This is a genomic window from Streptomyces solincola (assembly GCF_002982015.1).
GTDB lineage: Bacteria > Actinomycetota > Actinomycetes > Streptomycetales > Streptomycetaceae > Streptomyces > Streptomyces solincola.
This window is the reverse complement of record NZ_PVLV01000206.1, coordinates 1-12,897: the sequence shown is the minus strand read 5'-3', so window position 1 is coordinate 12,897 and position 12,897 is coordinate 1. Positions and strand designations below refer to the sequence as shown.

Below are 12,897 nucleotides of genomic sequence, written 5' to 3'. Positions count from 1 at the left end.
GTCGCACGGGTCAGTTGTTGACCTTCATCAGCAGTGCGAGCACGACGATGCAGGCGAACCAGAGCAGCCCGACGACCACGGTGATGCGGTCCAGGTTGCGCTCGGCGACCGACGAGCCGCCGACGGAGGACTGCATGCCGCCGCCGAACATGTCGGAGAGGCCGCCGCCCTTGCCCTTGTGCATCAGTACCAGCAGCATCAGCAGGCCGCTGAAGACGATCAGGGCGATCGAGAACCCCATAACCACGGCTGGACCCTACTTCCTCGGCGTTCCGGAGCGCGTACGCCCGGGTTTCCTGCACTGCTTCCTGCGCTTGCCCGCAAGGGTACGACGATTCCGCCCTACCGCATACTCGCCGGTCGCGGCGGCTGCGGACGTGCCGGCCGGCTCACTGGTCGCGGAAGCGGACGATCTTGACGAACTCCTCCGGGTCCAGCGCCGCGCCGCCGATCAGGGCGCCGTCCACGTCCGGCTGCGCCATGATCGCGGCCACGTTGGAGGACTTGACCGAGCCGCCGTACTGGATGCGCACCTTGTCGGCGAGCTCCTGGGAGTACAGCTCGGCGAGGCGGCCGCGGATCGCCCCGCAGACCTCCTGGGCGTCCTCGGGGGTGGCGACCTCGCCGGTGCCGATGGCCCACACCGGCTCGTAGGCGATCACGATGGTCTCGGCCTGCTCGGCGGGGACGTCCTTCAGTCCGCCGTCGACCTGGGCGAGGGTGTGCGCGACCTGGTTGCCGGCCTTGCGCACGTCCAGGCCCTCGCCGACGCACAGGATCGGGGTGATCCCGTGCTTGAAGGCGGCCTTGACCTTGGCGTTGCACAGCTCGTCGCTCTCGCCGTGGTACTGGCGGCGCTCGGAGTGGCCGACGGCGGTGAAGGCGCAGCGCAGCTTGGCCAGCATCGGGCCGGAGACCTCGCCGGTGTAGGCGCCGGAGTCGTGCGCGGAGATGTCCTGGGCGCCGTACTTGATCGGCAGCTTGTCGCCCTCGACGACGGTCTGCACGGTGCGCAGGTCGGTGAAGGGCGCGAGGACGGCGACCTCGACGGCGGCGTAGTCCTTCTCGGTCAGCGCGAAGGTGATCTTCTGGACGTGGGCGATGGCCTCGAGGTGGTTGAGGTTCATCTTCCAGTTGCCCGCCATGAGCGGGGTACGAGCGGTCATCGAGGTTCAGTCCTCCAGGCTTTCGAGGCCGGGGAGCGCCTTGCCCTCGAGGTATTCGAGGCTGGCGCCGCCGCCGGTGGAGATGTGGCCGAATGCTTTCTCGTCGAAGCCCAGCGTCCGCACGGCCGCGGCGGAGTCGCCGCCGCCGACCACGGAGAAGGCCGGGGAGTCGGCGAGCGCCTGGGCGACGGCCTTGGTGCCCTCGGCGTAGTCGGGGTGCTCGAAGACGCCCATGGGGCCGTTCCAGAAGACGGTGGCGGCGTCGGCGAGCTTGTCGGCGTAGAGCCGGCGGGTCTCCGGGCCGATGTCCAGGCCCTCCTGGTCGGCCGGGATGGCGTCGGCGGAGACGGTGGTGGGGTTCGTCGGGGCCTTGGTCTTCAGGTCCGGGAACTCGGGCGAGACCAGCACGTCGACGGGGAGCAGGAACTCCACGCCGCGCTCGGCGGCCTCGCGCAGGTAGGCGGCGCATCGCTCCTTCTGGTCCTCCTGGAGCAGGGAGATGCCGACCTCCTTGCCCTGCGCGGCGAGGAAGGTGTACGCCATGCCGCCGCCGATCAGGATGCGGTCGGCCTTCTTCAGGAGGTTGTCGATGACGCCGAGCTTGTCGGAGACCTTGGCGCCGCCGAGGACGACGGCGTAGGGGCGCTTGACGTCGTCGGTGAGCCGCTCCAGGACGCCGACCTCGGTGGTGATGAGGTAGCCGGCGTAGGAGGGGAGCAGCTTCGGCAGGTCGTGCACGGAGGCGTGCGCGCGGTGCACGGCGCCGAAGCCGTCGCCGACGTAGACGTCGGCGAGGGCGGCGAGGCGGGCGGCGAACTCGGCGCGCTCGGCGTCGTCCTTGGCGGTCTCGCCGGGGTTGAAGCGGAGGTTCTCCAGGACGGCGACCTGGCCGTCGGCGAGGCCCTCGACGGCGTGGTGGGCGGCCGAGCCGACGGTGTCGTCGGCGAAGGCGACCGGGGCGCCGAGCAGCTCGCCGAGGCGGGCGGCGGCGAAGCGCAGGGTGTACGCCGGGTCCGGGGCGCCCTTGGGACGGCCTAGGTGGGAGGCGACCACGACCTTGGCGCCGGCGTCGGCGAGCGCCTTGACGGTGGGCAGCACCGCGCGGATGCGGCCGTCGTCGGTGATGGTGGTGCCGTCCTGCGGGACGTTGAGGTCGGCGCGGACGAATACCCGCTTGCCGGCGACCCCTTGGCGGAGAAGTTCGTCGATCGTCTTCATCTGGGCGGTGCTCCGTACTCCTGGAGGAAGCGGAAGGGCTGGCGGGACGGTGGCCTCGCGGCCGGCCGTCCCCGGCGGCGGGCGGGTCCCGGCGCAAGCGACAGGGCCCGTACAGCGCACCGTAGCGCTGTGCGAGCCCTGCGCTCACAGCAGGTACCTCACGCGGGGGCCGCCCGCCGTGCCGTCGGCGAGTGCACCGCGACGCGGTGCGGTGTACGCCGGCGGCGGATCAGAGCTTGTCGCCGACGAAGACGGAGAGGTCGACGAGGCGGTTGGAGTAGCCCCACTCGTTGTCGTACCAGCCGATGATCTTGACCTGCTTGCCCTGGACCATCGTCAGCGGGGAGTCGAAGGTGCACGACGCCGGCTGGTTGACGATGTCCGAGGAGACGATCGGGTCCTCGGAGTACTCCAGGATGCCCTTGAGCTGGCCTTCGGCGGCCTTCTGGAAGGCGGTGTTGATCTCGTCGCGGGTGACCTCGCGGTCCAGCTCCACGACCAGGTCGGTGACCGAGCCGGTGGGGACCGGGACGCGCATGGCCATGCCGTCCAGCTTGCCCTTGAGCTGCGGCAGGACCAGGGCGGTGGCCTTCGCGGCGCCGGTGGAGGTGGGGATGATGTTCTCCGCGGCGGCGCGGGCGCGGCGCAGGTCCTTGTGCGGGAAGTCCAGGATGCGCTGGTCGTTGGTGTAGGCGTGGACCGTGGTCATCAGGCCCTTGACGATGCCGAAGTTCTCGTCGAGCACCTTGGCCATCGGCGCCACGCAGTTGGTGGTGCACGAGGCGTTGGAGATGACGTGGTGCTTGGCCGGGTCGTAGCTGTCCTGGTTGACGCCCATCACGATGGTGATGTCCTCGTCCTTGGCCGGGGCCGAGATGAGGACCTTCTTGGCGCCGCCGGCGATGTGCTTCTCGGCGTCGGCCTTCTTGGTGAAGATGCCGGTGGACTCGATGACGACGTCGACGCCCAGCTCGCCCCACGGGATGTCGGCGGGGTTGCGCTCGGACAGCACCTTGATGGTGTGGCCGTCGACGGTGATGGAGTCCTCGGTGTGGCTCACCTCGGCCTTGAGGCGCCCCAGGATGGTGTCGTACTTCAGCAGGTGGGCCGTGGTCGCGGTGTCGCCCAGGTCGTTGACGGCCACGACTTCGACGTCCGCACCCTGTTCCAGCACGGCGCGGAAGTAGTTACGCCCGATGCGGCCGAAGCCGTTGATTCCTACGCGGATCGTCACGAACCGATCTCCTCGTTGGTACGCCGGCCCAAAGACGCCGGCGAGCTCTTTTTTGGGATGTCCCCGACCGCCTCCGACCCTACCTCTCCAGGGGCGCTGGAGTGACATCGGAAGCGGCCTTCCGGGGGCCCGGATGTGCGGTCTGACCTGGGCTACCGGCCGGTAGCGCCGCCGCGCCGGACCCGGCCGCCCAGGCGAGCACGGCGGCGCTCGTCCGGGCGCCGGAAGGGCCGCCCGGACGAGCGGCGCACCGCTCGTCCGGGCACCCTCCGCGTACCCCGGATCAGTCCCGGAGCACGTCCAGCGCCTGTCCGAGCAGCCTGGCCCGGTCGGCGGCGGACGGCACGTGCTCCAGGCCGAAGCCGAGCAGCACGGTGTCCCGGGTGGTGACCGCCGCGTACGACTCGAAGAGCGCCCCGGAGCGGCCCCAGTCGGTCGCGTTGCCCGGGCTGCCGGCCGGCGGGCCGGGCACGGACCAGGGGCCGAGCGAGGTCTCGAAGCCCTCGGCGCCGCTGGTCGCGCCGCCGATCACCAGCGTGGTGTCGTCGACGAAGGCGCCGGTGCCGCCGGTGCCCGGGTCGGTGACGTAGGAGATGGACAGCTCGACCTTCTTGCCGGCGTAGGCGCTCAGGTCGACCGAGACGGGCAGCCAGCCGCCGGAGTTCCCGGTGAAGGCGTGCCAGGCGCCGCTGCTGCCGGTGGGCGCGCAGCCGTCCGGGCCGAGCGTGAGGTAGCGGGCCAGCGCCGGGTGCTCGCCGAGGTAGAAGCCCTCGGCGCAGTCGGCGGGCACCTCGCTGGAGGTGGCCCCGCCCGCGTCCGGCAGCGTCGTCCAGTCCTCGCCGCCCTCGGTCCGCGCCTCGACGATGACGTTGTCGTAGCCGGGCTCGGTGTCGTGGCTGAGCCGGAACCGCAGCGACGGCTGCTGCGCGGCGGTGGCGGACGTCAGGTCGACGGTGCGGCTCAGCTTCATCCAGGCGTCGTCGCTGTGCTTGGCGGCGGCGAAGGAGCTGCCCTCGTACGGCTCGAACGGCGTGCGCACGCCCGGGTAGTCGCCGGCGGCCGCGCCGGCGAACTGCGGGAAGTCGACCGGGTCGAGGGCGTCGGAGGTGACGGTGTAGCTGCCGGCCGCGTCCAGCGGGTTGCTGGACACGCCCGCCAGCGGCACGCGCGGTCCGGCCAGCGGCCCGGCGCCCTGGAAGGCGTCGGCGCCGGCGAGCCCGGCGCGCCGGTAGGCGCCGAGGTAGTACTGCGCGAAGTCGTCGCTGTAGGCGCGGCCGATGTCCGTCTCGCCGCCGGCCCGCTCGCCGGCGTTGAGCAGCTTGCCGCCCTCGTTGAGGTAGTCGCGCACGGCGAGCGCGGTGGGCCCGTCGGGCTCGCCGGCGCCGGTGTACCAGAGCGCGGTGCCGAAGTGCGAGAGCACCCCCAGCGGGTGCGGCGTGCCCTGGGTCGCGGTGTCCCAGATCGCGGCCCGCCCGCCGTTCGCCTTCACGGCCACGGTGTACACCGTCACGTGCCGCGCCGGACCGGTGCCCGCCTCGTCGGCGATCACCAGGACGTCGCCGCGCGGGCGTTCGGCGATGGTGTACGAGAACGGGGTGGAGCTGACCTTCTTCCCGTCCCTGGTGCGGCCGGTGAACCAGACCTCCACGGTGTCGCCGGGCTCGCCGTCCATCACCTCGGCCCGGTACTCGTCGTAGTAGAGGTTGTCCTCGCCGCCGTAGGTCTCGCCGCCCCGCCAGGGCTTGAGCGCCTGGTCCCAGGTGCGGCCGCCGTTGACGCGGTACTTCAGCTCCTTGTCCCGCAGCGACTTGCGCGCGGTGACCGCGACGGTCTGGTCGCCCCGGGCGTAGGAGACGTCGAAGGCGTCGGGGACGAACGCCGGGGCCGGGGCGCCGACCGGGGAGACCGGGTCGTCGGGCCGGGCGGCGGACTCGGCGACCGCCAGCGCGAACGGCACGTTCTTGGCGAACTCCTGCTGGATCAGCTTCTCGTCGTCCGGGAAGGTGAAGACCGACGCGCAGTCGGCCGCCTCCCAGGCGTCGTCGGGATCGACGCGGGAGGCGGTGGCGCAGGTGGACATCTCCGGGGTGAACATCTGCATGCCGTTGACGTTCGCCGCGTGCCCGTCGGCCTCGCCGTTGGTGGTGTACAGCTCCGAGGAGACCTGCGGCCGGTAGCCGGGCACGGCGGACTTGTCCGGGGTGCCGGCCAGCGCCTTCAGCGGCACGTCGTCGGGGGTGTCGGTGGCGACCTGCCAGCCCACCCCGTACAGCAGCAGTTGGGCGGCGGAGTGGTAGTTGACGCCGTACTGGAAGCCGATGCGCTTCTGGAAGGCGTCGATCGCCTTGGTCTCCGGCTCGGAGCCGGGCCCGGTGCCGCGGTAGGTCTCGTCGGCGGGGTCGGGCGAGGAGCCCTCGTTGTCGTAGCCCCACTTGTAGGAGAAGTTGCGGTTGAGGTCGACGCCGTCGCCTGAGGTGATCTTCCCGTCGCGGTTGTTGTCGCGCAGGTTCTTGCGCCACTGGCGGTTGGCCGGGTCGGCGTGGGTGAAGTCGTAGCCGTCGGGGTTGGCCGACAGCACGAACCACAGCTCGGTGGTGTCCACGATCCTCGTGATCCGCGGGTCGTTGCCGTAGCCGGCCAGGTAGTGGTGGAGCAGCCGCCGGTTCATCTCCGGGGTGATCCACTCGCGGGCGTGCTGGTTGGACATGTAGAGCGTGGCCGGCTTGCTGCCGTCCGCCTTCTTCGGCGCGCCCTTGCTGAGCTTCAGCGCCAGGATGTCCTGGCCCTTGACCGTCCGGCCGATGCTGACGACCTTGGTGATGTCCGGGTGGGCGCGCGCGGTGGCGAGGATCTCCTCCTTGAGGCCGCCGGCGCCGCCGTACGGCCGGAAGACCCCGTCCCCGGCGGCCGCGGTACGCCGCTGGGCGGCGCCGCCGACCTGGTGCCCGGTGACCTTCACCCCGGCCGCGCGCAGCTCGTCGGCCTGCGCGGCGGTGAGGTACAGCTCGATGGTGGCGGTGCCCTTGTCGGGCACCCGCTCGGTCAGCTCGTGCCCGTCGGCGCCGGCCTCCAGGAGCAGGGGTACCTGCTGCCGGGTGACCTCCGCGTGCCAGACGGCCAGCCGGTCGCCGCCGCCGTCGCCGGCACGCGGCTGCGCCCCGGCGACGGGTACCGCCACCAGCCCGGTCGCCAGCAGCGCCGCCGCGGCGAGAACCGCTCTCGCCCTGTGTCTCATGTGCCCCCCTTGCTGTGGTGTGCCACGGGAGTGGACAGGCGTCAGGGTTTCGGGGGCGCATGATCATGTCAATAGCGCCGCCGGAGGCGTGTCCGGACGTCGCCGGTCCGGTCCCGTTCCCGGGCACGGCGGGCGGCACGCGGCGGCCCCGGCGCCCGCGGTGGTGCGGGGCGCCGGGGCCGTGGCGCCGGCGGGAGGGAGTGCCGGGGCCGTGGTGTCGGCGGGCGGGGGCGCCGGGGCGTGACGTCCGCGGGGACGGGCGGTCAGCCCACCAGGCCCTCGGCCATCTCCTCCGCGAGGTCCTCGGTGAGATTGGACTCGGTGCCGGGGATGCCCAGGTCCTGGGCCCGCTTGTCGGCCATCGCCAGCAGCCGGCGGATCCGGCCGGCGACCGCGTCCTTGGTCAGCGCCGGGTCGGCGAGCGCGCCCAGCTCCTCCAGGGATGCCTGCTTGTGCTCCATGCGCAGCCGGCCGGCCGCCGCGAGGTGCTCGGGCACCTCCTCGCCGAGGATCTCCAGCGCGCGCTGCACCCGAGCGCCGGCCGCGACCGCGGCCCGCGCCGAGCGGCGCAGGTTGGCGTCGTCGAAGTTGGCCAGCCGGTTGGCGGTGGCGCGCACCTCGCGGCGCATCCGCCGCTCCTCCCAGGCCAGCACCGACTCGTGCGCGCCGAGCCGGGTCAGCAGCGCGCCGATCGCGTCGCCGTCGCGCACCACCACCCGGTCCACTCCGCGGACCTCGCGGGCCTTGGCCGCGATGGACAGCCGCCGGGCCGCGCCGACCAGCGCCAGCGCGGCCTCCGGGCCGGGGCAGGTGACCTCCAGCGAGGAGGAGCGGCCGGGCTCGGTCAGCGAGCCGTGCGCCAGGAACGCGCCCCGCCAGGCGGCCTCGGCGTCGCAGGTGGCGCCGGAGACGACCTGCGGCGGCAGCCCGCGGATCGGGCGGCCGCGGCCGTCGACCAGCCCGGTCTGGCGGGCGAGCTGGTCACCGCCCGCCACCACCCGCACCACGAAGCGCGAACCGCGCCGCAGCCCGCCGGGGGCCATCACGATCAGCTCCGAGTTGTGGCCGAAGATCTCGGCGATGTCCCGCTTCAGGCGGCGCGCCGCCATCGCCGTGTCCAGCTCCGCCTCGATCACGATCCGCCCGCTCACCAGGTGCAGCCCGCCGGCGAACCGCAGGATCGACGACACCTCCGCCTTCCTACAGCAGGTGCGGGTGACGGGAAGCCGGGAGATCTCATCCTTCACCGCTGCCGTCATCGCCATGGGCCGATCCTTCCATGCATCCGAAAAATACGGTCGTACGCGGCGGCCAGCAGCTCGGGGTCATGCCTGGGCGAGCCGTCCGCCCTGGCCACCGGGGCCAGCTCGACCGCGGCGCCGAACCGCTTGGCGGCGTCCGCGAGGGAGTCGCGGTCGGGCACTGCGGCCTCGTCGGCCAGCACCACGTCCAGGGCGAGTTTAGGGGCGTGTCGGGCCAAAACCTCCAAATGACGCTGCGGGGAGAAGCCGTCGGTTTCGCCGGGTTGGGGGGCGAGGTTCAGCGACAGCACCCGGCGCGCCTTGCTCTCCACCAGGGCGGTGAGCAGCTCCGGCACCAGCAGGTGCGGGATCACCGAGGAGAACCACGAGCCCGGCCCGAGAACCACCCAGTCGGCGTCCAGCACCGCGTCGACCGCCTCCGGGACGGCCGGCGGGCCGCCCGGCACCAGGTGCACCGACTGCACCTCGCCGGGGGTCAGCGCCACCGTGGCCTGGCCGCAGACGGTGTCCACGTCCTCCGGGCGCGCCGGATCGTGCCCCTTGACCAGGGCCTGGAGCTCCAGCGGTACGGCGGACATGGGCAGCACCCGGCCGTGCGCGCCCAGCAGCCGGCCGACCAGGTCGAGCGCCTGGACGTGGTCGCCGAGCTGCTCCCAGAGCGCGACGATCAGCAGGTTGCCGACCGCGTGCTCGTGCAGGTCGCCCTGGGACTGGAAGCGGTGCTGGATGACCCGCGCCCAGGTCTGGCCCCAGTCGTCGTCGCCGCACAGCGCGGCCAGCGCCTTGCGCAGGTCGCCGGGGGGCAGCACGCCCAGCTCCTCGCGGAGCCGGCCGCTGGAGCCGCCGTCGTCGGCGACCGTCACCACGGCCGTCAGGTCGCCGGTGATCCGGCGCAGCGCGGCCAGCGACGCGGACAGGCCCATGCCGCCGCCGAGCGCGACGACCTTGGGCTGGGCGCCGCGCCGGCGCAGCGCACGAGCGGGGAGCGTGCTCGTGCGCCGGCGGGCGGTCCTCACTCGCGCCCCATGTCCCGGTGTACGACGACGGTCTCCACGCCTTCGGAGGCCAGCCGGGCGGCGACCTTCTCGGACATGGCGACGGAGCGGTGCTTGCCACCGGTGCAGCCGACCGCGACCGTGACGTACCGCTTGCCCTCGCGGCGGTAGCCGGCGGCGATCAGCCGCAGCAGCTCGGTGTAGCGGTCGAGGAACTCCTTGGCGCCGGGCTGGTTGAAGACGTAGCCGGACACCTCCTCGTTGAGCCCCGTGAACGGGCGCAGCTCCGGCACCCAGTGCGGGTTGGGCAGGAAGCGGCAGTCCACCACCAGGTCGGCGTCGACCGGCAGGCCGTACTTGTAGCCGAAGGACATCACGGTGGCCCGCAGCTCCGGCTCCTCGTCGCCGGCGAACTGGGCGTCCATCTTGGCGCGCAGCTCGTGGACGTTGAGGCTGGAGGTGTCGATCACCAGGTCGGCATCGCCGCGCAGCTCGCGCAGCAGGTCGCGCTCGGCGGCGATGCCGTCGGTGATCCGGCCGTCGCCCTGGAGCGGGTGCGGGCGGCGCACCGACTCGAAGCGGCGCACCAGCGCCTCGTCGGAGGACTCCAGGAACACGATCCGGCGGGTGACCTGCCGGGTGTCCAGGTCGGCGAGGGACTCGCGCAGGGCGTCGAAGAACTGGCGGCCGCGCACGTCGACGACGACGGCGATGCGCGCCACGTTGCCCTGGGAGCGGGCGCCCAGCTCGACCATGGTGGGGATGAGGGCCGGCGGGAGGTTGTCCACCACGAACCAGCCGAGGTCCTCCAGGCACTTGGCTGCGGTGCTGCGGCCCGCGCCGGACATCCCGGAGATGATCACCAGCTCGGGGGTCGCCGCTTCGGCGGCCTCGCCGGCCTCGATCGTCGTGCCCGTACTCACGTGTGTGCTCCGTCTTCTCGGTGTGGTCTTGGGTGGCTCCGGCCTGGTCGGCGCCGGAGTCGGGCCGGTCGTCGCGGAAGCTGCCGCGGCGGTCGGCGCCGGGCTACTGCCGGGCGGACGACTCCTGCGGAGTCGCGGCCTCCTCCTCGATGATCTCTCCGGTGGCGGTGTTCACCGCCGGGGCGCTCGGGGCGGTCCGCGCCAGGGCCACCGCCACCGCCTCGGCGGTCTTGCGGCCGAACCCCGGCACCTCGCAGATCTGGTCGACGGTCGCCTGCCGCAGCCGCTTGACCGAGCCGAAGTGCTTGATCAGCGCCTGCTTGCGCGCGTCGCCGAGGCCGGGCACCGCGTCCAGCGGGCCGGTGCGTATCCGCTTGTGGCGCTTGCTGCGCTGGTAGCGGATGGCGAAGTCGTGGGCGGTGTCGCGGACCCGCTGTAGCAGGTACAGCCCCTCACTGGAACGCGGCAGGACCACCGGGTCTTCCTCGTCCGGCAGCCAGACCTCCTCCAGCCGCTTGGCCAGCCCGCACACGGCGACGTCGTCGATGCCCAGCTCGTCCAGCGCCCGCCGGGCGGCGGCGACCTGCGGCCGGCCGCCGTCGACCACGACGAGCTGCGGCGGGTAGGCGAACTTCTTCGGCCGCCCGTCGTCCGGGACCGCCGTGTCGTCCAGGGCGGTCGGGTCGTCCAGGGCGCCGGCGGTGTCGCCGGGAGGGGTCGTCGAGGCGTGGGCGCCGGTCGCGGTCCCCTCGCCGCCCCCGGCATCGCTCCCGGCGTCGTCCGCCGCGAGGTCCCACTCCCCCGTCTGCTCCTTCTCGGCGAGGTACCGCCGGAAGCGCCGGGACACCACCTCGTGCATCGAGCGGACGTCGTCCTGTCCCTCGAAGGTGCGGATCTGGAAGCGCCGGTACTCGCTCTTGCGGGGCAGCCCGTCCTCGAAGACCACCATCGAGGCCACCACGTCCTGGCCCTGGAGGTGCGAGATGTCGAAGCACTCGATGCGCAGCGGCGCCGACTCCAGGCCCAGCGCCTCGGCGATCTCCTCCAGGGCGCGGGAGCGGGTGGTCAGGTCGCTGGCGCGCTTGGTCTTGTGCAGCACCAGGGCCTGCTGGGCGTTGCGCCCGACGGTCTCCATCAGGTTCTTCTTGTCGCCGCGCTGCGGGATGCGCAGGGAGACCTGGGAGCCGCGCCGGTCGCCGAGCCACTGGCTGACCGCGTCCACGTCCTCGGGGAGGGCCGGGACCAGGACCTCCTTGGGCACCGCGTCGCCGGTCTCCTCGCCGTACAACTGCTGAAGGGCGTGCTCGACCAGGCCGGCGGTGTCCACGGCCTCGACCTTGTCGGTGACCCAGCCCCGCTGGCCGCGCACCCGGCCGCCGCGCACGTGGAAGATCTGCACGGCCGCCTCCAGCTCGTCCTCGGCCACCGCGATCAGGTCGGCGTCGGTGGCGTCGGCGAGGACGACGGCGCTCTTCTCCATGGCCCGCCTCAGGGCCCCTATGTCGTCGCGGAGGCGGGCGGCCCTCTCGTACTCCATGTCCTCGGCCGCGATCGCCATGTCCTTCTCCAGGCGGCGGATGTAGGTGCCGGTGCGGCCGGCCATGAAGTCGCAGAACTCGTCGGCCAGCTCCCGGTGCTCCTCGGGGGTGACCCGGCCCACGCAGGGGGCGGAGCACTTGCCGATGTACCCGAGCAGGCAGGGGCGGCCGGTGCGCGCGGCGTTGCGGAACACCCCGGCGGAGCAGGTGCGCACCGGGAAGACCCGCAGCAGCAGGTCGACGGTGTCGCGGATGGCCCAGGCGTGGCTGTACGGGCCGAAGTACCGCACGCCCTTCTTCTTCTGCCCGCGCATGACCTGGACGCGCGGGAACTCCTCGTTCAGCGTGACGGCGAGGTAGGGGTAGCTCTTGTCGTCGCGGTACTTGACGTTGAACCGGGGGTCGTACTCCTTGATCCAGGAGTACTCGAGCTGGAGCGCCTCGACCTCGGTGGACACCACCGTCCACTCCACGGAGGCGGCCGTGGTGACCATGGTGCGGGTGCGCGGGTGCAGCCCGGCCAGGTCCTGGAAGTAGCTGGCCAGCCGCTGCCGGAGGGACTTCGCCTTGCCGACGTAGATCACCCGGCGGTGCTCGTCGCGGAACCGGTAGACCCCCGGCGAGTCGGGGATCTGTCCCGGCTTGGGGCGGTAGCTGGAGGGGTCTGCCATGCCTCACACCCTACTGGCGACCACTGACACCCCGTCGCCGCGCGCCCCCGCTCCGGGGCGGCCTCGCCTCAGGCGTCGGGACCGGCCACCAGCCTGCCGCCCTCGACCCGCACCGGGACCACGGGCAGCGGGGCGGTGGCGGGGCCCTTGACCGCCTGACCTGTGGTGACGTCGAAGCGGCTGCCGTGGCAGGGGCAGTTGCCCTCGTTCTCCTCGACCTTGTCGAGGACGCAGCCGGCGTGGGTGCACTGGGCGCTGAACGCCTTGTAGCTGCCCTTGGCCGGGCAGCTCACCACCAGCCGCTGCTCGCGGTAGAGCCGGGCGCCGCCGACGGGCACGGCGTCCGCGGCGCCGAGCTCCACGGGCGCGGTCGGCGTCGGGTTCTCGGCGTGCCCCACCTTGGAGTCGGTGGAGCAGGCGGCGGCTCCCAGCCCCGCGGCGCCGGCCAGCGCCGCTCCTTTGAGCACGGTGCGGCGGGCGGTCGACGAGCCGGACAGGGGCACTCCACGGGAACCGGACATGAGCACTCCACGGGAAGACGGGAAACGATAAGCGGACGACGGTGACGGAAGCGACGATACCGGCGGGTATCCCCACCCCTTCGGCCGCCCCCGGCCCGTCGGCCCGGTGCTCGGCCGTCGGCCCCCTCGGTGCG

At 72.8% G+C, this 12,897-nt stretch carries 10 protein-coding genes; all 10 read right to left on the bottom strand.

Annotated features, from left to right (window positions below; all coding sequences use genetic code 11):
• Window positions 1-10: 10 nt before the first annotated feature.
• Window positions 11-241, bottom strand: coding sequence for a preprotein translocase subunit SecG (secG, locus tag C6N75_RS14985; protein WP_105869397.1), 231 nt, complete (start codon window positions 239-241; stop codon window positions 11-13).
• 148 nt (window positions 242-389) lie between these two features.
• Window positions 390-1,166: a triose-phosphate isomerase gene (gene tpiA, locus C6N75_RS14980; protein ID WP_105869396.1), complete on the bottom strand. Its 777-nt coding sequence runs from the start codon at window positions 1,164-1,166 to the stop codon at window positions 390-392.
• Between the two features lie 6 nt (window positions 1,167-1,172).
• Window positions 1,173-2,384, bottom strand: a complete 1,212-nt coding sequence (locus C6N75_RS14975) for a phosphoglycerate kinase (RefSeq protein WP_105869395.1) — start codon at window positions 2,382-2,384, stop codon at window positions 1,173-1,175.
• Window positions 2,385-2,613: 229 nt separating this feature from the next.
• Window positions 2,614-3,618, bottom strand: a complete 1,005-nt coding sequence (gene gap, locus C6N75_RS14970; RefSeq protein WP_105869394.1) for a type I glyceraldehyde-3-phosphate dehydrogenase — start codon at window positions 3,616-3,618, stop codon at window positions 2,614-2,616.
• 283 nt (window positions 3,619-3,901) lie between these two features.
• On the bottom strand, window positions 3,902-6,853 hold the full coding sequence (locus C6N75_RS14965) for a M14 family metallopeptidase (protein ID WP_105869393.1): 2,952 nt from the start codon (window positions 6,851-6,853) through the stop codon (window positions 3,902-3,904).
• Window positions 6,854-7,116: 263 nt separating this feature from the next.
• On the bottom strand, window positions 7,117-8,118 hold the full coding sequence (gene whiA / locus C6N75_RS14960; RefSeq protein ID WP_105869392.1) for a DNA-binding protein WhiA: 1,002 nt from the start codon (window positions 8,116-8,118) through the stop codon (window positions 7,117-7,119).
• Window positions 8,109-9,131 (bottom strand): gluconeogenesis factor YvcK family protein, encoded by a 1,023-nt coding sequence (locus tag C6N75_RS14955; RefSeq protein WP_105869391.1) that lies wholly within the window; start codon window positions 9,129-9,131, stop codon window positions 8,109-8,111. The genes whiA and C6N75_RS14955 overlap by 10 nt, the downstream gene beginning before the upstream one ends.
• The gene (gene rapZ / locus C6N75_RS14950; RefSeq protein ID WP_105869390.1) at window positions 9,128-10,033 is read right to left on the bottom strand and encodes an RNase adapter RapZ; all 906 of its coding nucleotides are present in this window, start codon (window positions 10,031-10,033) and stop codon (window positions 9,128-9,130) included. The genes C6N75_RS14955 and rapZ overlap by 4 nt, the downstream gene beginning before the upstream one ends.
• Window positions 10,034-10,136: 103 nt before the next feature.
• A complete protein-coding gene (gene uvrC / locus C6N75_RS14945; RefSeq protein ID WP_105869389.1) occupies window positions 10,137-12,242 on the bottom strand; it encodes an excinuclease ABC subunit UvrC in 2,106 nt (701 codons plus the stop codon).
• A 68-nt stretch (window positions 12,243-12,310) separates the two neighbouring features.
• Entirely contained in the window at window positions 12,311-12,739 is a 429-nt protein-coding gene (locus tag C6N75_RS14940) for a Rieske (2Fe-2S) protein (RefSeq protein ID WP_105869408.1), read from the bottom strand.
• Window positions 12,740-12,897: the final 158 nt, after the last annotated feature.